The organism is Streptomyces sp. NPDC127038, assembly GCF_042725875.1.
In the GTDB taxonomy this organism is placed as follows: Bacteria; Actinomycetota; Actinomycetes; order Streptomycetales; family Streptomycetaceae; genus Streptomyces.
Map to the genome: position 1 here is coordinate 15,522 of NZ_JBHXDQ010000035.1, position 17,991 is coordinate 33,512.

The 17,991-nt window shown below is 73.1% G+C and carries 17 protein-coding genes and 1 tRNA gene; 8 read left to right on the forward strand and 10 right to left on the reverse strand.

The genetic code is table 11. The features are described from left to right. Window positions 1-69 precede the first annotated feature (69 nt). Window positions 70-243 carry a hypothetical protein gene (locus ACFWI4_RS23340; protein WP_385397303.1) on the reverse strand — a complete coding sequence of 58 codons (174 nt, stop codon included), beginning with the start codon at window positions 241-243 and terminating at the stop codon, window positions 70-72. A gap of 268 nt (window positions 244-511) precedes the next feature. On the opposite strand from ACFWI4_RS23340, the gene ACFWI4_RS23345 reads away from it, so the two are divergent. Further along, a tRNA-Gly gene (locus ACFWI4_RS23345) sits at window positions 512-585 on the forward strand. An 80-nt stretch (window positions 586-665) separates the two neighbouring features. Here the strand turns inward: ACFWI4_RS23345 and ACFWI4_RS23350 are convergent. From ACFWI4_RS23350 to ctaD, 5 genes are all read right to left on the reverse strand, one after another. Next, window positions 666-851: a hypothetical protein gene (locus ACFWI4_RS23350; protein ID WP_387199353.1), complete on the reverse strand. Its 186-nt coding sequence runs from the start codon at window positions 849-851 to the stop codon at window positions 666-668. Between the two features lie 57 nt (window positions 852-908). Further along, window positions 909-1,391, reverse strand: a complete 483-nt coding sequence (locus ACFWI4_RS23355; protein ID WP_387199356.1) for a hypothetical protein — start codon at window positions 1,389-1,391, stop codon at window positions 909-911. 145 nt (window positions 1,392-1,536) lie between these two features. Further along, window positions 1,537-3,810, reverse strand: a complete 2,274-nt coding sequence (locus ACFWI4_RS23360; RefSeq protein ID WP_387199360.1) for an Ig-like domain repeat protein — start codon at window positions 3,808-3,810, stop codon at window positions 1,537-1,539. A 332-nt stretch (window positions 3,811-4,142) separates the two neighbouring features. After that, entirely contained in the window at window positions 4,143-4,673 is a 531-nt protein-coding gene (locus ACFWI4_RS23365; protein WP_387199363.1) for a hypothetical protein, read from the reverse strand. Between the two features lie 4 nt (window positions 4,674-4,677). Then, window positions 4,678-6,606, reverse strand: coding sequence for a cytochrome c oxidase subunit I (ctaD, locus tag ACFWI4_RS23370; protein WP_387199367.1), 1,929 nt, complete (start codon window positions 6,604-6,606; stop codon window positions 4,678-4,680). A 619-nt stretch (window positions 6,607-7,225) separates the two neighbouring features. On the opposite strand from ctaD, the gene ACFWI4_RS23375 reads away from it, so the two are divergent. Next, a complete protein-coding gene (locus ACFWI4_RS23375; protein WP_387199370.1) occupies window positions 7,226-7,891 on the forward strand; it encodes a DUF4142 domain-containing protein in 666 nt (221 codons plus the stop codon). Between the two features lie 64 nt (window positions 7,892-7,955). Here ACFWI4_RS23375 and ACFWI4_RS23380 read toward each other — a convergent pair whose 3' ends face one another. Beyond that, on the reverse strand, window positions 7,956-8,582 hold the full coding sequence (locus ACFWI4_RS23380) for a hypothetical protein (RefSeq protein ID WP_387199373.1): 627 nt from the start codon (window positions 8,580-8,582) through the stop codon (window positions 7,956-7,958). 599 nt (window positions 8,583-9,181) lie between these two features. Here ACFWI4_RS23380 and ACFWI4_RS23385 point away from each other — a divergent pair. The 3 genes from ACFWI4_RS23385 to ACFWI4_RS23395 all read left to right on the forward strand — a co-directional run bounded on the left by ACFWI4_RS23385 (window position 9,182) and on the right by ACFWI4_RS23395 (window position 11,294). After that, window positions 9,182-9,526: a MerR family transcriptional regulator gene (locus ACFWI4_RS23385; RefSeq protein WP_385397327.1), complete on the forward strand. Its 345-nt coding sequence runs from the start codon at window positions 9,182-9,184 to the stop codon at window positions 9,524-9,526. A gap of 143 nt (window positions 9,527-9,669) precedes the next feature. Next, the gene (locus tag ACFWI4_RS23390) at window positions 9,670-10,017 is read left to right on the forward strand and encodes a hypothetical protein (RefSeq protein ID WP_387199376.1); all 348 of its coding nucleotides are present in this window, start codon (window positions 9,670-9,672) and stop codon (window positions 10,015-10,017) included. A gap of 224 nt (window positions 10,018-10,241) precedes the next feature. After that, window positions 10,242-11,294, forward strand: coding sequence for an NAD-dependent epimerase/dehydratase family protein (locus ACFWI4_RS23395; protein WP_387199379.1), 1,053 nt, complete (start codon window positions 10,242-10,244; stop codon window positions 11,292-11,294). Window positions 11,295-11,746: 452 nt separating this feature from the next. Here the strand turns inward: ACFWI4_RS23395 and ACFWI4_RS23400 are convergent, their stop codons facing one another. After that, window positions 11,747-12,841, reverse strand: coding sequence for a sensor histidine kinase (locus ACFWI4_RS23400; RefSeq protein WP_387199497.1), 1,095 nt, complete (start codon window positions 12,839-12,841; stop codon window positions 11,747-11,749). Window positions 12,842-12,855: 14 nt separating this feature from the next. Continuing rightward, the gene (locus ACFWI4_RS23405; protein ID WP_387199382.1) at window positions 12,856-13,707 is read right to left on the reverse strand and encodes a response regulator transcription factor; all 852 of its coding nucleotides are present in this window, start codon (window positions 13,705-13,707) and stop codon (window positions 12,856-12,858) included. Window positions 13,708-13,810: 103 nt separating this feature from the next. Here ACFWI4_RS23405 and ACFWI4_RS23410 point away from each other — a divergent pair, with 103 nt between their 5' ends. The 3 genes from ACFWI4_RS23410 to ACFWI4_RS23420 are packed head-to-tail and all read left to right on the forward strand — an operon-like array spanning window position 13,811 to window position 16,223. Beyond that, window positions 13,811-14,599 (forward strand): glycosyltransferase family 2 protein, encoded by a 789-nt coding sequence (locus ACFWI4_RS23410; RefSeq protein ID WP_387199385.1) that lies wholly within the window; start codon window positions 13,811-13,813, stop codon window positions 14,597-14,599. Then, on the forward strand, window positions 14,596-15,324 hold the full coding sequence (locus ACFWI4_RS23415) for a DUF2064 domain-containing protein (RefSeq protein ID WP_387199388.1): 729 nt from the start codon (window positions 14,596-14,598) through the stop codon (window positions 15,322-15,324). Before ACFWI4_RS23410 ends, ACFWI4_RS23415 begins: the two co-directional genes overlap by 4 nt. A gap of 23 nt (window positions 15,325-15,347) precedes the next feature. Continuing rightward, entirely contained in the window at window positions 15,348-16,223 is an 876-nt protein-coding gene (locus ACFWI4_RS23420) for a class I SAM-dependent methyltransferase (RefSeq protein WP_387199500.1), read from the forward strand. Between the two features lie 403 nt (window positions 16,224-16,626). Here the strand turns inward: ACFWI4_RS23420 and ACFWI4_RS23425 are convergent, their stop codons facing one another. After that, the gene (locus tag ACFWI4_RS23425; protein ID WP_387199391.1) at window positions 16,627-17,943 is read right to left on the reverse strand and encodes a molybdopterin-dependent oxidoreductase; all 1,317 of its coding nucleotides are present in this window, start codon (window positions 17,941-17,943) and stop codon (window positions 16,627-16,629) included. Between the last annotated feature and the right edge of the window lie 48 nt (window positions 17,944-17,991).

Genomic DNA, 17,991 nt, shown 5'->3' on the forward strand with positions numbered 1-17,991 from the left:
GCAAGGCGCGCGGGGCCACGACAATCGTGACGACCCGCGCGCCCGCACCACGGCGACTGCTCGCGCGTCCTACTGCTCCGACAAGGCCGCCTTCTCCAGGGCGACCGGCACCACACTGCGGAGCCGGGCACACCGTGGACACCGCAGCAGCCGGCCGGGGCCGAGCCGCTCGGCCTGCTGCATCGGGAACGAAGCGGTGCTGAACACGTGCCCCTCGGCACAACGGACGACGGTGCGCTCCATCAAGTCCAAGAGTCCCTTCCCCAAGAACCGCGTCAGGCTGATGCCCTGACAACGAAAGCCACATTACGGGATCAAAGGGACGGCTCTCCAGGCGGCACTCCGACCCCGCCCGGACCCACTTCAACACCCCCACCGTACGCCCCAACTCCGGTCCCCCGCAGCCGCATCCACACCCCGGAACGCGCACCGGCCCCGCGGCTTCGACGCCTGGGGCCGGGCATGAGGTACAGTGAGCGAGCATTCGACACCGGCCCAGCCGGCGTCTTACGCGGGTGTAGTTTAGTGGTAGAACATCAGCTTCCCAAGCTGAGAGTGCGAGTTCGATTCTCGTCACCCGCTCCACGACAGAGGCCCAGGTCACCGACCCGGGCCTTTTTGCTGTCCGCTGTGATCACTCGCCGCGTGCGGGATCCGTTGGAATCTCAGGTCCAGGACCCCGTGTTCTGGCTCTTGGCGTTTGCCGTGCTCAGCCCCTGTGCAAGACCCTGCGCCGCCGCCCCACGCTCCAGTGCCCCGTGTTCGCCGGTGCTGCCCCTGCGCCGCAGAATGACCAGACATGCCACGAACGCGGCCGCGAACACCACCGTCATGGACACGATGAAAATCATGGGTACCCCTTTTTGACTTGGTGAGCCGACTCAAGCAAAGCCGTGACGCGACGCGCGTCAGTCTTCTCCGACTTGGAGCAGGGCCACGACGAACCCGTTACCCGTTCCCGCGACCACTCCGTCGAAGGTGAACCGAGATACCGGGTCCCACCCTCGTCCCGAATCGGATAGTTCGATGTTCGTCCACCACGTGGAGTCCCGTCCCAGCAGCTTGACCACTCGCTGCGCCGCTCGATGGGCGTGCTCACGATCACGACGCAGCCGTCCGGGAAAGACAAGGTCACCCGCGGACAGGTAGGTCATGACGGTTCCCGCCTCTTCGCTGTCGATGACCGTCAGGGCATCGGCGATGGCAGCGGGACCGGTCGGCCCTTGAGAACCCTCGATCGCATAGGGCGCCCAAGCTTTCTGGGCATCGAGGACCAAGCCGTAGACGTGCTCTGCGACAAGGCCCGCGTCCCCGCTCTCGACCCGGCCGAAGACACCGTCCTCCACGGCCAACGACTCAAGCATCACTCGTAGGTCCACCGCAGTCTCCACGCCCGCATGCTCCCATGCGGCGGCACCAGAACGAGGTACGGAGCCCTATCGGCGGCCCCCCGTCCCAGCCTGGTGGGAGCCGGATCGCGGGGAAGCCCCGGGCCGGTGGGTGGCCCGGGGCTTCCCGGTGCGGGTGCGGGGTGGGTCAGTTGGTGAAGTAGAGGTACTTCCAGGCGCCGTACGTGGTCGAGTTGACGTTGTCGCCCGAGGCGTCGTTGATGTAGGCCGACCGGACCCGGACGCGCAGGCCCGACTGGTCGGGGGCGCCGAGGTCGACGATCGTCTTGCCGTTGCCGCCGAGCCTGAAGTACTCCTCGTCGGCGCGGTGCCACGCGCCCTGGTAGTAGACGTCGAGGTCGATGCGGTGGCTGCGGCCCGCGTAGTAGCTCATGGTCGTCGTGAAGAGCGGCGCGGTGTGCTTGTGGTACCAGTAGTACGTCGAGGAGTTCGCGCTGATCCTGCCGGTCTTGTAGTACTTCGTCAGCGAGGTGGACACGCTCACCTGGGCGTACGCGTTGACCTTGACCGACTTCGGGGCGGTGCGCGCGTCACCGGCGAAGACCGCGGTGACGGTGGTGTCCCGCTTCATGTCCACGACGGCGGAGACGTTTCCGCCGGAGCTGACGGTCGCCTTCTTCACCAGGACGTTCGGCTTGTCCGAGCCGTAGGGGTTGGCCCAGATCTCCACCGTGCGGTTCTTGTACGTGGAGCCGAGGTGCGCGGTGAAGGTGACGTCCTTGCCGTACGAGTACAGCTTGCCGTTGTTGTTCAGGCTCAGCGTGGTGGCGGTCCGGGAGACGGTCACCGTGTCGGAGCCCGAGGCCGCGGTGTGGGACGCGTCGCCCGCGTAGGAGACCGTGTACTTCACGACGCCACCGGCCGGCGGGGTGTCGGCGAAGGAGAAGGTGCCGTCCGCCTTGGTCTTCACCGAGGCCAGCGCCTTGCCGGAGGGGGACTCCAGGTCCGTGCGCTTCACGGCGAGCGCGGTGCCCGCCGGCAGCGCGTCGGGGCCCGAGGTCTTGCCGGTGACCGTCAGCGACTTGGCGCGGGTGCCCGTGGCGGGCGCGTTCACCGTCACCGTGGTGGCGCTGCGGGCGACGGACACCGTGTCGGTGCCCGAGGCGGCGCTGTGGGACGCGTCGCCCGCGTAGGAGACCGTGTACTTCACGGCGCCGTCGACCGAGGGGGTGTCGGTGAAGGAGAACGTGCCGTCCGCGGCGGGCGTCACCGGGGCGAGCGCCTTGCCCGACGGGGACTCCGTGTCGGTACGGGTGACCGTCAGCGTGGTGCCGTCCGGCAGCGCCCCTCCGCCGGCGATCTTTCCGCTGACGGTCAGCGGCTTGCCGCGGGTGGCCGAGGCGGGCGCGTTCACCGTCACCGTGGTGGCGGCCTTGCCCGGCTCGGTGAGCGTGTTCAGGTAGTACGTGCTGCCGTTGCCGGAGACCGCGAAGAGGCGGCTGCCGTCCGGCTCCCAGGCCAGGCCGTCCGGGACGAGGGTGCCCGTGCCGGTGTCGGCGAAGTCGTACTCCCGCAGGGCGCTGGTGCTGCCCGCCTTGAAGATGTAGACGTCCGGGTCGTACCACCCGTCGATGCCCGCGGCGACGGTGCCGTCCGCGGCGATGTCGACGGCGTTCGGGTAGGCGTCGGTGGGGTAGCCGCCGACCTTCGTCAGGTCGCTGGTGGACAGCACCTGGTGCTCGTAGGGCGAGCCGCTGGCGGTGACGACCTGGCTGCCGTCCGGGGTGACCGCGAGGTCGCGCAGGTTGCTGCCGGCGTCGCCCTGGGCCAGGAGCTTGGGGGCGTCCGGGCCGGAGACGTCGTAGGTCGCCACCGCGGAGGGGCTGAGGCCCGGCACGGCCGCGGCCAGGACGCCGGGCGCGGCCGGGTTGGACGCCAGCCGCGGGGCGGAGTACCAGCGGCCGTCCAGGGCCACGGCGAGGACGGGCTCCGTGCCCGAGAGGTCGAGGGAGCCGATGTTCCCGTTCGCCGCCGTGCCGTAGCCGAACCACAGCTTCCCGCCGGCGCGGGCGAGGGTCGCCGGGGCGTGGGCGGTGCCGGTCGAGTAGCGCGTGGACTCGGTGAGGCCTGCGGTGTCGATCGCCGCGATCTGGTCGCTGCCCTCGACGGCCACGTACAACGTCTGCGAGTCGGCGGAGAGTTCGAGGCCCTCGGCCTGCGGAAGCGAGTCGAGGGTCCCGACGACGTCGCCGCTGTAGTCGGTGGCGACGACCTTGCCGTCGGCCGGGTCACTGACGAAGACCCGCTGGTGCACGGCGTCGACGACGACGTCGCCGACGGACGTGACGGGCAGGACGGTGTGGCCGTCGGCGTGGGCGGCCGAGGCCGCCAGACCCGTCAGCGCCACGGAGCTGAAGAGGACGGCGAGTGCCGTCGCGGAGGAGGTTCTGCGATTGCGCAAGGTGGTTCAAGCCCCCATGAGCCGTGCGAGGCCGCGCGTCACCGGGAGCCGGAGCTCACCGGGCGCGGCATCGTGCGAAGCCAATGACATGGGTGTGACAACGAACGGGCCGGAAGGGTTGTGCGGGACGCGAGGGAATTTCGGGGCTGGAGTTTCCTTCTCCGGCCGGCGGATTCCCCCGCGGACCCCGCCTGTACGCACGCGGTCACCCGGGACCGGGGTTTCGCCGCTGCCGCAGCACGTGTCCCTCGTCCCCGGGATCGGCGCGGCCATCGGTGTGGGCAGTCACCACACCTACACCTCGTCCTACAAGAGAGCGGCGGCCCGGCACTTCAGCCGGTGAGCGTCACCGTGGCCGCGATCAGCAGGAACAGTCCGGTCAGGACCGCGGGGACGGCGGCCGTCAGCCAGTACGGGCCGTTCCCCGGGCCGACGGTCAGCAGCAGGGCCGCCGTGGCCGCGGCGGTGACCAGTCCGGCGCCGACCAGGACGGCGAAGACCGTACGGACGTTCCGGGGGCCCTGGGCCGCGGACGGGTGCCCGTCCGGGCGCAGCCGGGCCCAGTGGCGGGCCGCCTCCTCGGCCTCGCGCCGCCGCCGTAGGGCCGCGCGGGTCCGCAGACCCGCGGCGACGGCCGCTCCCGCCGCCGCGGCACCGGCGGGAACCCACCAGGCCTCGGCCACCAGGAACAGGACGGCGACGATCCCGGCCGTGCCCCAGCCGCTGACACAGGCCGCGGCCGCGGCGCGGCGGGACTCGGTACGGTCGGCGCCCGCGCGCAGATCGGCCAGCGCCGGGACGTACCAGACGCTGCCGGACACCGTCAGCAGGGCGGCGCCCAGAGCCAGAACGGGCTGCGTCATGGCGTCAGTTCACCGCCTCGGCCGCGGCGATCTCCGGGTGGTGCAGATCGAAGGCCGGGGACTCGGACCGGATCCGCGGCAGCGAGACGAAGTTGTGCCGCGGCGGCGGGCAGGAGGTCGCCCACTCCAGCGAACGCCCGTAGCCCCACGGGTCGTCCGTCTCGACCTTCTCGCCGTACTTGGCCGTCTTCCACACGTTGTAGAGGAACGGCAGGATCGACAGGCCCAGCAGGAACGACCCGATCGTGGAAAGGGTGTTGAGGGCGGTGAAGCCGTCGGAGGCGAGGTAGTCGGCGTACCGGCGGGGCATGCCCTCGGCGCCCAGCCAGTGCTGCACGAGGAAGGTCAGATGGAAGCCGACGGTGAGGGTCCAGAAGGTGATCTTCCCGAGGCGCTCGTCGAGCATCTTGCCCGTCATCTTCGGCCACCAGAAGTGGAACCCGGCGAACATCGCGTACACGACCGTGCCGAAGACGGTGTAGTGGAAGTGCGCCACGACGAAGTACGAGTCGGAGACGTGGAAGTCCAGCGGCGGCGACGCCAGGATGACTCCGGTCAGACCGCCGAAGGTGAACGTGACCAGGAAGCCCACGGTCCACAGCATCGGTGTCTCGAAGGAGAGGCTGCCCTTCCACATGGTGCCGATCCAGTTGAAGAACTTCACCCCGGTCGGCACCGCGATCAGCAGGGTCATGAAGGAGAAGAACGGGAGCAGAACGCCCCCGGTGACGTACATGTGGTGGGCCCACACCGTCACCGACAGGCCCGCGATCGCGATGGTGGCGCCGATCAGGCCCATGTAGCCGAACATCGGCTTGCGGGAGAAGACCGGGACCACCTCGGAGACGACACCGAAGAACGGCAGCGCGAGGACGTACACCTCCGGATGGCCGAAGAACCAGAACAGGTGCTGCCAGAGCAGCGCGCCGCCGTTCGCCGGGTCGAAGACATGGCTGCCGAACTTCCGGTCGCATTCGAGCGCGAACAGCGCGGCCGCCAGCACCGGGAAGATGATCAGGACCAGGACACCGGTCAGCAGCACGTTCCAGGTGAAGATCGACATGCGGAACATGGTCAGACCGGGGGCGCGCATGCAGATGATGGTGGTGATGAAGTTGACCGCGCCGAGGATGCTGCCGAAGCCCGACAGCGCGACACCCATGATCCACATGTCGGCGCCTAGTCCCGGTGAGTGGACGGCGTCGGACAGCGGCGCGTACAGGAACCAGCCGAAGTCGGCGGCCCCGCCCGGCGTGAGGAAACCGAACGCGGCGATCGAGGAGCCGAACGCGAACAGCCAGTAGGCCAGCATGTTCAGCCGGGGGAAGGCCACGTCGGGCGCGCCGATCTGCAACGGCATGATCCAGTTGGCGAATCCGGTGAACAGCGGCATCGCGAACATCAGCAGCATGATCGAACCGTGCATCGTGAACGCCTGGTTGAACTGCTCGTTCGACAGGATCTGGAGTCCGGGCCGGGCCAGTTCCGCGCGCATCAGCAGCGCCATGACACCGCCGACGAGGAAGAAGACGAACGCCGTGACCAGGTAGAGCGTGCCGATGCGCTTGTGGTCGGTGGTGGTCAGCCAGTCCACCCAGGACGCACGGGCGGACCGCTGGTCCGCCTCACGGGCCGTGCGGGCCGCGCCCCCCTCACCGGCCGTGCGGCCCGCTGCCGCCTCACCGTCCGTGCGCGCCGCTGGCGCCTCACCGTCCGTGCGGGCCGCTGCCGGCTTACCGGTCGTGGGCGCCGCGCCGGTGCCGTCGACGACCCGTGCCGCGCCGGTGGGCCGTGCCGTTCCGGTGGCCCGTGCCGTGCCGATGCCGGCATCCCCGGTCTCGCGTGCCGCGTCGGCCTGGTCCGCCGGTGCGGCCGTGGAGGCCGTGGCGCTCGGGCGCGCCGCCTCCACCGGGTCCATCTGTGCCTCGTCCACCGGACGACTCCTCCCCTTCTCCTCATGTCCCGCCCCTGGCGCGGCTCCCGCGCGTCGCGCGCGTCCGCCGGGGACGTCGGCGGGCCGGGAAGTGCCCGCGCACGGGGGTGGACGCGGTGCCGCTTCCCGGCCGCCGCCTCATGATCGGCTTCGGGACGCAGGGGCCGGATAGGGCCGAACAGCCCCCGTGACGGCCCTGCCGGGAGGGCCCAACGGTCCCTTCGGGCCGGGGTGTCCGAGGGCCGGCGGCCTTCGCGCCGCGCCCGCGCGGACCGTTCGGCGCCGAACACGCGGGCCCGCCGGGCACCCGCCGGGCCCGGCAACTGCCCTGCGACGGGGCGAAGATGGGGCGCACGGGTGCGAAGGGGGCGCGCGCCCGGGCCCGTTCCGCCATCCGGTTCCGTCCGGCCGGCACCTGGGGCCGTTCGGCCCTATCGGCGGCGGGCGGCGGAGTGATCTTCTGGCTCGGCGGCCGGGTGCCCCCGCCCACGCACCTCCCGATCCCCCGTACGGGAAGGGGCCGGAGCACTCGGTACGCGCCAAGAACGGCTCCGGCCGGTACGGACCGCACCGGCCCGGTGAAGGCTGCCGAAGAACAGCCGGTCCCCAGGAGGCTCAGTTGCGGCGCAGCTTGATCACGATCATGTTGGTGCTGGCGATCGGCGTCACCATCGGTTCGCTCGCGTACCCGGTCTTCTACTCCTACCCCCACCGTTTCGACGCGGTGAAGGCCGCCATCGCCGACCCCGGCCCCGTGGTGAACACACCGTGGGGACCGCTGAGCGCGGAGGACCGCGACCTCGTGGTGCAGGTGGAGGCGGACGGGCTGTGGGAGATCTCCGCGGGCCGGCAGGCGGTCGACCGGGCCCCGACCCCGGCGATCAAGGAGGCGGGCGCCGAGCTCGTGTCCGGCCACACCGACCTCGACAAGCGCGTACGCGCCCTGGCGGCCAAGCTCGCCATCACCCTGCCGACCCAGCCGACCGCGGAGCAGCAGGGCTGGCTCGCCCAGCTCACGGCGGCCCAGGGGGCGACCTACCGGCAGGAGTTCGCCAACCTGCTCCGCGAGGAGCACGGCAGGATCTTCCAGCAGCTCGCGCAGGTGCGCAGCAGCACCCGTAACACGCTGGTACGGGATCTGGCCACGGTCACCAACCGGACCGAACTGGAGCACATCTCGGCGCTGGAGAAGACCGGTTACGTCGACTTCGACCCCGTCGCGCACGACACGACGGCTTCTCCGGCCGCCGTCAAGACACAGGTTCCGGCGCCGTCGGCGTCATGAGCACCGGCCGCGCCCCGGTCGTCGGGGCGCGGCCGCCTACGGGCGCGCGGGCCGGGCGGCGCGTTCAGCGGGCGAGCGGGCAGTCCCCCCAGGCCGTGGCCAGGGCGTCGGGTATCGCCGGTATGTCGGCGCAGCCGTGCGGCCCCGCGGGGAAACCGTCGCTCGCGATGTACGTCCAGCCGCCACCCGAGTCGCGGAAGTACTTGGTCGCGGCGCCCTCGTCCTGCATGCCCACGAGTTCCGCCTGGGTGGCGCCCGCGGTGGGCCGGAAGCGGGTGGCGGCGTAGCGGACGGTGCCGCAGCGGCCGTAGAAGAAGAGGTGCGGCACCGGTTCGATGTGCTCGAAGCGGGTGACGTCGTGCCGGTAGGCCCGGGTCACGTCGGCCTTCACCGCGTCGTCGGCGGACAGGTTGCGGCAGCCCGCGACGGGCGTGGCCGAGTGGCCGGCCGGGGCGGAGGCCGTACCCGTCGGGCCGGTGGTCCCGCCGCGGGTCGGTGTGGCCGCGCCGGCGGGGCTCGCCGAGGGTGACGCGGCCGGGGCCGACGTCCCCGCGGCCGCCCCGGACGGCGAGCTCGCGGCGGAGGCGGTGGTGCCCGCGGCGGAGCCCGGACCCGACCCGTCCTGACACCCCGTCAGCAGCATGATTCCACCCACCAGTGCCAGCACCGACGCACGTCCGGGACCGGACATGTTCCCTCCCCTGTTCTCGACGACCTTGCCCCACAGGACAGCGCGGGACCGCACCGCAGTTGCGGGCCCGAGGACGCGGGAGGGTCTCGATTCCGCATACGGACGCGGGCCACCTCCGCAGACGCCGCATCCGTCGCATGTGCCGCATGTGCCGCGTCTGCCGCGCCTGGCGTCACCATCGCCGACACGATCGCTGCGTGGCGCAGAAAATCTTATTCCACTGCATCGCGAAATCTGTGTTTGTCACGGTAGACATCGGACGTCGCCGTGATTAGGGTTTTGCCTACAGACCTCGTCGGCTCGGTGGAGATCGCTCCCGGTCCGGCGAGAGATCGACTCCGAGCCAAGGACGGAGGAAGCAGACGCCATCAGGATCGCCCGGCCCCAGAGCAGCACGGCCGGACACGCACGAACCCGGATGGGACGGTGGTTCCCGGTCACGGCATTCACGATCCCCGCTCACCCGCCCGCGGTCGGGCCCGGTAGCGGAAACAGACGGTCGGCTCCGCAGTAGAGCCGGCAGATGGTGTTCAATTTCCTTCGGGGCCCTGGTGCCGTACGGCAGCGGGGCCCCTCGACGCGTGCCACGACGAGGTGAAATGACAGCGGACACTCCACTCAGTGGTCGTCTCGACGACGACGACTATCCCGCGTACACGATGGGCAGGGCCGCCGAGATGCTCGGCACGACGCCCGGCTTCCTCCGGGCCATCGGGGAAGCCCGCCTGATCACTCCGCTCCGCTCGGAGGGCGGCCACCGCCGTTACTCCCGCTACCAGCTGAGGATCGCCGCCCGCGCGCGGGAACTCGTCGACAGGGGCACCCCGATCGAGGCCGCTTGCCGCATCGTCATCCTGGAGGACCAGCTCGAGGAGGCTCAGCGCATCAACGCCGAGTACCGGCGCGCCGCACAGTCGGCTCCCGAGGCATCCACCGCGGGCTGAACGCCCCGTCCCGGCGGCCCGCCTTCCGGAACGGCCGCCCGCTCACGAACCGTACGAACCCGTCGCCCCATCGCTCCCCATCGATCCAACGCTCCATCGCCCCAACGCGCCCAGCCGGTACGACGTACAGGAAGTGGCCATCGATGATGTACGACCAGACACGCGCCCAACAGCCTTCGGACGGGCGGCCCGGCTCCGCCGGACGTCGTACGCCGGGCCCGGAGCCGTTGCTCGGGGCGGCCGAACGGGCCGACGTCACCCAGCGGCTCCGCCACGCGCTCAACACGTTCGCGACCAGCCCGCTGGAGGCCCTTGAGGAGGCCGAGACCGCGTTCGACGAGGCCGCGGCCCAGCTCATGAGCGCCCTCACGGAACGCCGTCGGACCCTGCACGCGGGCTGGCACGGCAAGGAGCCCGAGCCACAGGGAGAGGAACTGCGCCACGCGCTGCGGCAGTACAGCGAGATGACGCAGCGGCTGCTGCGCATGTGAGCCACGCGCCGGCGGTCCCCGCGGCCGCCGGGCCCGCACACCGACCGGTCCGACCGGCTCCTCCGGTCCGACCGGTCCGTGCCGCCCGCCCGCCCCCTCCGACCGGTCAGGTCCGTCCAGCCCGCCCGTCCGTCCGTCCGTCCGTCCGTCCAGGTCTTACGGTGCGGTGACGTGGAGGGCGTGGCGATGCCGCCGCGGGGGGCGGCGGTCCTAGCGTGCGTGTCATGCGTGTACTGGTCACCGGCGGAGCCGGGTTCATCGGAGGTCGGGTCGTCGAAGCGCTGCGCGCGCGGGGACACGAGGCGGTCGTGTTCGACCTGCGGCACGGCGACGACGTGCGGGACGCACGGACCGTCGCGGCCGCGCTGGACGGCGTGGACGCCGTGTGCCATCAGGCCGCGATGGTGGGGCTCGGCACCGGATTCGGCGACGCGGTGGAATACGTGTCGCGCAACGCCCTCGGCACGGCGGTGCTGCTCGCCGGAATGGCGGACGCGGGCGTGCGGCGGCTCGTGCTCGCCGGGTCGATGGTCGTGTACGGGGAGGGGCGGTACGCGTGCGGGCGGCACGGGGTGGTGCGGCCCGGGCCGCGGGCCGTCGCCGATCTGGAGGCCGGCCGCTTCGAGCCGCGGTGCCCGCGCTGCGGTGAGGAACTGGCGCCCGGGGTGGTGGGCGAGGACGCGCCCGTCGACCCGCGCAACGTCTACGCGACGACCAAGCTGGCCCAGGAGCACCTCGCGGCGGCGTGGGCGCGTTCGGTCGGCGGCACCGCGGTGTCGCTGCGGTACCACAACGTCTACGGTCCCGGGATGCCCCGCGACACCCCGTACGCGGGGGTCGCCTCGTTCTTCCGGTCCGCGCTCGCCCGCGGTGAGGCCCCTCGCGTCTTCGAGGACGGCGGGCAACGGCGGGACTTCATCCATGTGTCGGACGTGGCCGCCGCCAACGTGGCCGCTCTGGAGGCGGGTTCACCCGACGGGTCGCTCGCGGTCTACAACACCGGGAGCGGAGAGGTCCGTACGGTCGGCGAGATGGCGTGGGCGCTGGCGGAGGCGTACGGCGGGCCGGATCCGGTCGTGACCGGGGAGTACCGGCTGGGCGACGTACGGCACATCACCGCCGACTCGGCCCGGCTGCGGGCGGAGCTGGGCTGGCGGGCGGAGACCGGATTCGCCGACGGAATGAGGGAGTTCGCGCAGGCGCCCCTGTCACCGGCCCCACACCCCGCGGCCGTCCCGCCCCGGTCACCACGGCCGACCCCGGCCCGGACCCCCTGACCTGACGAAGACCGACGGCCCCGGCCCAGGGGCCCACCACACCCACCACACCTGGCGCACCTGGCCCGGCCGGGCCAGGCCCTGGGCACTCCGGGGTCTCCGGCCCCGGCACGCCCGGCCGGGGCCGATCCGGGGCACCCCGGCGTCTCCGCTCCAGCAGGCCCGCGCGGTACCTGGCCCAGGGACCCCGGCGGTCGCCGCATGTGCCGGTCCCGACGGACCTGGCGGACCTGGCGGCCCCGGTATGTGCCCTCTCGGGGACTCCGGCGATCCCGGCGCGTGCCCTCTCAGGACTCCGGCGATCCCGGCGCGTGCCCCCCTCGGGAACCCGGCGGACCCGACGCGCGCCTCCTCGGGACTCCGGCGGACCCGACGGCCGACCCGACGAACACCGACCGCCCCGCCCCGGCCCGGGAGATCCGGTCCTCCCTGCCCAGGGGCCCAGGCCCCCGTCAGGCGCTCGCCGTCGGGAGGGTGACCTCGAAGCGGCAGCCGCCGGGGACGTTGTGGACCGCGGCCACGCCCCGGTGGGCCTCCACGATGCCGCGGACGATGGCGAGGCCGAGGCCCGCCCCGGCGGGGGGCGTACGGGCGTGGGTCCCGCGCCAGCCTGTGTCGAAGACCCTCGGCAGGTCCTCCTCCGGGATGCCTCCGCAGCCGTCGGTGACGGACAGGACGACGCCCGCGGCGGAGCGTTCGGCGGCGACCGCGACCGTGCCGTCGGCGGGCGTACGCCGGATCGCGTTGACCAGGAGGTTGCCGAGCACACGGCTCATCTCCTTGCCGTCCACCTCGACCGGCACCTGCTCGATACGGCTCCCGACCAGCCGCACCCCGTGCTCACGGGCCAGCGGATCCGCGCCCGCGAGGGCGTCGCCGACGAGGTCGTACACGGAGACGCGGGAGGGGGAGAGGGCCAGGGCGCCCGCGTGGATCCGGGACAGTTCGAAGAGGTCGCCGACCATGCCGTTGAGGCGTTCGACCTCCGTGCGCATCTGGCGCAGATAGCGGTCCGGGTCCGCCGCGACGCCGTCCTCCAGCGCCTCGGACATCGCGCGCAGTCCCGCCAGCGGGGTCCGCAGGTCGTGCGAGATCCAGGCGACGAGTTCGCGGCGCGAGGCCTCCAGCGCCCGCTCGCGTTCCCGCGACTCGGCCAGCTTGCGACTGGTGGCCGCCAACTCCCGGCTGAGCGCGGACAGTTCGGCGGTCGCCGGCCCGGCGGGGGCGGCGAAGTCCCCGCCGTCGCCGAAGGAACGGGCGGCCAGGGTCAGCGCCCTGCTGCGGGCGACGACCCGGCGGCCCAGCAGCAGCGCGGTGGCCAGGGAGACGACCGCCGCCATCGCGACGACCGTCGTGACCACGCTCAGGTCGTGCGGCGACAGGAACATCGCCCACGCCACCGCCAGCGTTCCCGCGAGCATCGCGCCCACGGCCACGGCCGCGACGACGGCGACGGACGCCGTCAGCGAACGGCTCCGCAGCAGCCGGAGCGCCCCGGCCCCGAGCAGGCCCGCCGCGGCGGCGCCAAGGAACGCGAACAGGGCCATGACCAGTACGTCGTTCACGACCGGACCTCCCCCTCGGACACGGAACGGCTCGGTCCGGCGCCCGCGGACCCGTCCGCCGCCGCCGTGCCGTCGAAGCGGTAGCCCACGCCCCACACCGTCTGGATCAGCTGGGGCCGCGCGGGGTCGTCCTCCACCTTGCCGCGCAGCCGGCGCACATGGACGGTGACCGTCGACAGGTCGCCGAAGTCCCAGCCCCACACCTCGCGCATCAGGTCCTCCCGGGCGAACGCCCGCCCCGGATGACGGAGGAAGAAGGCGAGCAGGTCGAACTCGCGCAGGGTCAGGGCGAGTTCGGTGCCGTCCTTGGTGGCGCGGCGGGCCGACGGGTCGACCGCGAGACCCGCGGCGCGCAGCGGGCGGGCCGCGGCCACCGGCCGGGTCCTGCGCAGCACGGACTCGACCCGCAGGACCAGTTCCCTCGGGCTGAACGGCTTGGTGACGTAGTCGTCGGCCCCGACCTCCAGGCCGAGGATCCGGTCGTCCTCGTCGCCGCGCGCGGTGAGCATGATGACCGGGACGGGGCCCTGGGCGCGCAGCCGGCGGCACACCTCCAGGCCGTCCATGCCCGGCAGCATCAGATCGAGCACCACCAGGTCGGGCCGGTGGGCGGCGGCACGCGCGAGCGCGGCGGGCCCGTCCCCGGCACGGTCCACGAGATACCCGGCACGGTCGAGATACCCGGAGACGACCTCGGCCACGGTCGGGTCGTCGTCCACGACGAGGACACGGGTGGCCGCCCCGCCGGGCAGCCCGTCGGTACCGCCGGACGGGCCCGGCGCGGCCGCGGGGCCCTCGTGCGCGCTCGGGGCGGCTCCGGCACCTGGGGATTCGTCGGCTCGCTGCATGCGTCCAGCGTCCCACCCGGCCGGGCCCCGCCCGGCGCCCCGGCACCGACGTCCGAGTTTCGTAAGGACATGAAGTCCGTTATTTCCCTTTCGCGTTCGTAAGGTGAAGCCCGTGACGACCTTTCCCGTACCGGACCCGGACGTCGACCTGGTCCTTCCCTGTCTGAACGAGGCGGGCGCCCTGCCCTGGGTGCTCTCCCGGATCCCGTCGGGCTGGCGCGCCCTGGTGGTGGACAACGGCTCCACGGACGGCTCCGCGGAGCTCGCCCGCGCGCTCGGCGCCACCGTCGTGCGCGAGGAGCGCCGCGGGTTCGGCGCCGCATGCCACGCCGGGCTGACCGCCGCCACCGCGGACATCGTCTGCTTCTGCGACTGCGACGGTTCCCTCGACCCGGCCCTGCTCCAGCCGTTCGTCGCCGAGGTACGGGCCGGTGAGGCCGACCTCGTCCTCGGGCGGCGCCGGCCGCGGGGGCGCGGTGCCTGGCCGGCGCACGCCCGCGCGGGCAACCTCGCGCTGGCCCGGATGCTGCGGCGCCGCACCGGCCTGCGGCTGCACGACCTCGGTCCGCTGCGCGCGGCCCGCCGGGAGGCGCTGCTCGGGCTCGGGCTCACCGACCGGCGCAGCGGCTACCCGCTGGAGATGGTCGTCCGCGCCGCCGACGCCGGCTGGCACGTCACCGAGCACGACGTGCCGTACCTGGCCCGTACGGGCGTCTCCAAGGTCACCGGCACCTGGCGCGGCACCTGGCAGGCGGTACGGGACATGCGCCGCGTCCTGGCCGAACCCCCCGTACCGGCCCGGACGGTGGCCGACACCCGGGCCGACGTGCCGTCCCCGGCCGGACCCCCGGAACCGGCCCTCGCCCCGTCCCGAGGAGGAACCGTCCAGTGAGCGTCACCCTGCTCGTCATCGCCAAGGAACCGCGCCCCGGACGGGTGAAGACCCGGCTCACCCCGCCGTTCACCCCCGGGCAGGCGGCGGCGCTGGCCGAGGCGGCCCTCGTGGACACCCTGCGCGCGGTCGCCGCGTCACCCGCGCGGCGCCGGGTCCTCGTGCTCGACGGGACGCCCGGTCCCTGGCTCCCCGAGGGCTTCGACGTCGTACGGCAGTGCTCGGGCGGTCTGGACGAGCGGCTGGCCGCGGCGTTCGCGGGCTGCGCAGGACCGGCCCTGCTCGTCGGAATGGACACACCGCAGGTGACACCGGCCCTGCTCACGGTGGACTTCGCGGACTGCGACGCGTACTTCGGGCCCGCCGAGGACGGCGGCTTCTGGGCGCTGGGGCTCGCCGAACCCGATCCTGAACTGCTGCGCGGGGTGCCGATGTCGACGTCCACGACGGGCGCCGCGCAGCGGGACCGGCTGACCGGCGCCGGACTGAGGGTGCGGGACCTGCCCCGCCTGCGGGACGTGGACACCGCCGCCGACGCCCGCGCGGTCGCGGCGGACGCGCCCGCGAGCGCCTTCGCCGCGGAACTGGACCGCCTCACGGCGACGGTGGACGTCCCCAGGCAGAGCCAGGGGGCCGCCGTCGGTGAGGACTCGGGGTTCGTCGGCGGGCTCCGGGCCTCCCGGGCCGCCGCCGACACCGCCGGGCAGCGGGGTGCCGGACGGTGAGCGCCCGTCGCGGGACGGCCGCACTGGATCCGGGCGGAAGCGGCGGCACCGGTACACGGGCCCCGTCCGGGCCGGCCACACAGGCGTGGGGCGACGATCCCTACGCCGACGCGCTGGGCGCCGGCCGGGGGCCGCTGTTCCTGCGGCGGACGGACGGCTGGCTGCTCCCCCTGGAGGTGGAACGCTGGTGCGCCCGCGCCGACGCGGTCGACCGGCAGGTGCTGGCGCACTGCGAGGGCGCCGTGCTCGACGTGGGCTGCGGTCCCGGACGGCTGGTCGCGGAACTCGCGGCACGCGGAAGGACCGCGCTCGGCATCGACGTCAGCGAGGCCGCCGTGGCCCACACGGTGCGGCTCGGCGGCCAGGCGCTGCACCGGTCGGTCTTCGACCCGCTGCCAGGCGAGGGCCGCTGGGACACCGCCCTCCTCGTCGACGGCAACATCGGCATCGGCGGGGACCCGGCGGCACTCCTGCGCCGCACGGCCGAACTCCTCGGCCCGGGCGGGCTGCTGATCGCCGAGACCGTGGCGGGCGCGGACGTCGACGAACGCGTCGACGTCCGTATCGTCCGCGCCGCCCACGGCGACGGGACCGAGGACTCCGGCACGGCCGGGGACGGTGGCGGGGACCAGGGCGCCTCCGGTGACCGGGCCGCGTTCCCGTGGGCCCGGGTCGGCACCCCGGCCCTGCTCCGGCACGCGGCCCGCGCCGGATGGCGCACCGACGCTCAGTGGTCCGCGGGCGGGCGCTGCTTCGTGGCCCTGCGCAACGGACCGCGGCGGGACTCCCGGCGGGACCGCAGGACGAGCAGCAGCGCGGACCCGGCGAACAGCGCCGCCGTGATCAGCAGCCAGCGGGCCAGGAAGCCGTCGGCCGGCAGGGTCGTCGCCGACCGGTAGTGGTCGGCGACCTTCCCGCTGATCAGCGGGAACCACACGAGCAGCAGCAGACCGGAGAGGGCCGCCGGAACCCGGACGTACATCGTCCGGTCCCGGTGGCCCCTGGCGTCCAGTGCCTCGGCGACGGCCCGGTCGGCACCGGCGTACAACGGCACCAGCACCAGGTCGTGCAGCACCGCCGCGCCCACGAACCAGATCGCCACCCGGGACCATTCGGCCGAGAGCAGCCGCAGTCCCGCGTAGGCGGCGAGCGCGAACGTGCAGGCGAGCAGGAGGAGTTGGAAGGGGCTGCCGATCAGACTCCGCCAGGGCCGCCGGGTCCGCCGGGCCGGCGGAAGTCCCGCCCCACCAGCCCTGCCCGCCCCACCAGCCCTGCCGGCCCCGCCGGGATCAAGGTGCCGCATCACAGATCTCCGAACGTCATACGGGCCACCCACTTGGTGTTGAGCACGCCGGGCGCGGCCGGAACGATGATCCGTGCCGGGTAGCCGTGGTCGGGGGAAAGGTCCTCGCCGTTGACGGCCAGGGCGAGCAGCGACAGCGGATCGCGCACCTGGTTGTCGCGCAGCGCGGCCACCCGGAACGCCCCGTGCCGCTGCAACGACTCCACGAGCACGTCGGGGGCCGCGTCCGCCTCGTAGCCGACGAGCCGCGCCAGGTCCCGCAGCCGCACGCCCCTCCACCACTGGTCGGACGTCGACCAGCCCTCCACGCAGGCGATGGGCAACGCGGAGCTGTGCAGCGGGAGTCCGGCGAGTTCGGCGCGGCTGAGCCGGACCGTGCGGCCCTTGCCCGTGACGGTCAGGCGCCAGACCTCGTCGCTGGTCTCCGCGGCGGTGATCCCGCGTCCCGCGGCGGTCTTGTTGATCTGGAACCCGTTGGGTCCCGACCCGGGTTCCGGGCCGCCGTGCGGTGCCAGCAGCGCGGTCTCGCGCAGCGGCCCGTCGAAGCCGTGGCCCACCGTGGTGGCGGCCAGGAAGAGCGAGCCGCCCCCGACGAACCCGAGGGCCCCGCGCCGCGAGACGGTGGGCGGCAGCGGGTCGGGCGACACCAACTCGTCCTCGGACCGCGCCGGTTCATCCGCACCGGTCGACGGGACCGTCGGCTCGGGCCGATCACCCTGCGACGGCACCGGCCGCCCGGGCCGGTCGTCCGGCGTGCGGATGTGGCGCAGGTTGCGCACGGCCGTCGGTGTCCGCAGCACCGCGTGCGTCACGAACGCGGCGATGAACACCCAGGCTCCGTAGAAGTGCAGGGTGTAGAAGGAACCGGGGAAGAGGTAGTCGAGCTGGATGTTCAGCACGCCGGTGGTGAACTCGAAGAGCGCGCCGCCGACCAGCAGCAGCAGGGAGAGCCGTTCCAGGGCGTGCGCGAGGGAGCGGGCCGGCGGCAGCGTGAACAGCTTCGGCACGACCGACCAGAGTTTCGCCAGCAGCACGGGGACCAGCGCGATGCCGAGGGTGACGTGCAGGCCCTGGGTGAGGCGGTAGAGCCAGACCGGGCCGGTCGGCCAGGCGAAGAGGTAGAACCCGAGGACCCCCTTGTCGGGGGTCTTGTCGTTGACCGGCGAGAGGTCCGGGTTGTAGGCCGCGTACGACAGGAGCCCCGTCACGAACAGCACCGTGATGCCGCCGAGCAGCACCAGACCCAGCACGGAGGTGAACCAGGGGCCGCGCAGGGGGCTGCGCCAGAACGCGGGGGACGAGGGAGACCGTGGCATGCCCCGACCGTAGGCCCGGGGCACCCCCCGAACGGGTTCTCAAACCAT

Excerpts from the sequence above, each read along its gene's own strand:
- ACFWI4_RS23340 (WP_385397303.1), bottom strand. The coding sequence starts at position 243 with ATGGAGCGCACCGTCGTCCGTTGTGCCGAGGGGCACGTGTTCAGCACC.
- ACFWI4_RS23350 (WP_387199353.1), bottom strand. The coding sequence starts at position 851 with ATGATTTTCATCGTGTCCATGACGGTGGTGTTCGCGGCCGCGTTCGTG.
- ACFWI4_RS23365 (WP_387199363.1), bottom strand. The coding sequence starts at position 4,673 with ATGACGCAGCCCGTTCTGGCTCTGGGCGCCGCCCTGCTGACGGTGTCC.
- ACFWI4_RS23380 (WP_387199373.1), bottom strand. The coding sequence starts at position 8,582 with ATGTCCGGTCCCGGACGTGCGTCGGTGCTGGCACTGGTGGGTGGAATC.
- ACFWI4_RS23385 (WP_385397327.1), top strand. The coding sequence starts at position 9,182 with ATGACAGCGGACACTCCACTCAGTGGTCGTCTCGACGACGACGACTAT.
- ACFWI4_RS23390 (WP_387199376.1), top strand. The coding sequence starts at position 9,670 with ATGATGTACGACCAGACACGCGCCCAACAGCCTTCGGACGGGCGGCCC.
- ACFWI4_RS23395 (WP_387199379.1), top strand. The coding sequence starts at position 10,242 with ATGCGTGTACTGGTCACCGGCGGAGCCGGGTTCATCGGAGGTCGGGTC.
- ACFWI4_RS23400 (WP_387199497.1), bottom strand. The coding sequence starts at position 12,841 with ATGGCCCTGTTCGCGTTCCTTGGCGCCGCCGCGGCGGGCCTGCTCGGG.
- ACFWI4_RS23405 (WP_387199382.1), bottom strand. The coding sequence starts at position 13,707 with ATGCAGCGAGCCGACGAATCCCCAGGTGCCGGAGCCGCCCCGAGCGCG.
- ACFWI4_RS23425 (WP_387199391.1), bottom strand. The coding sequence starts at position 17,943 with ATGCCACGGTCTCCCTCGTCCCCCGCGTTCTGGCGCAGCCCCCTGCGC.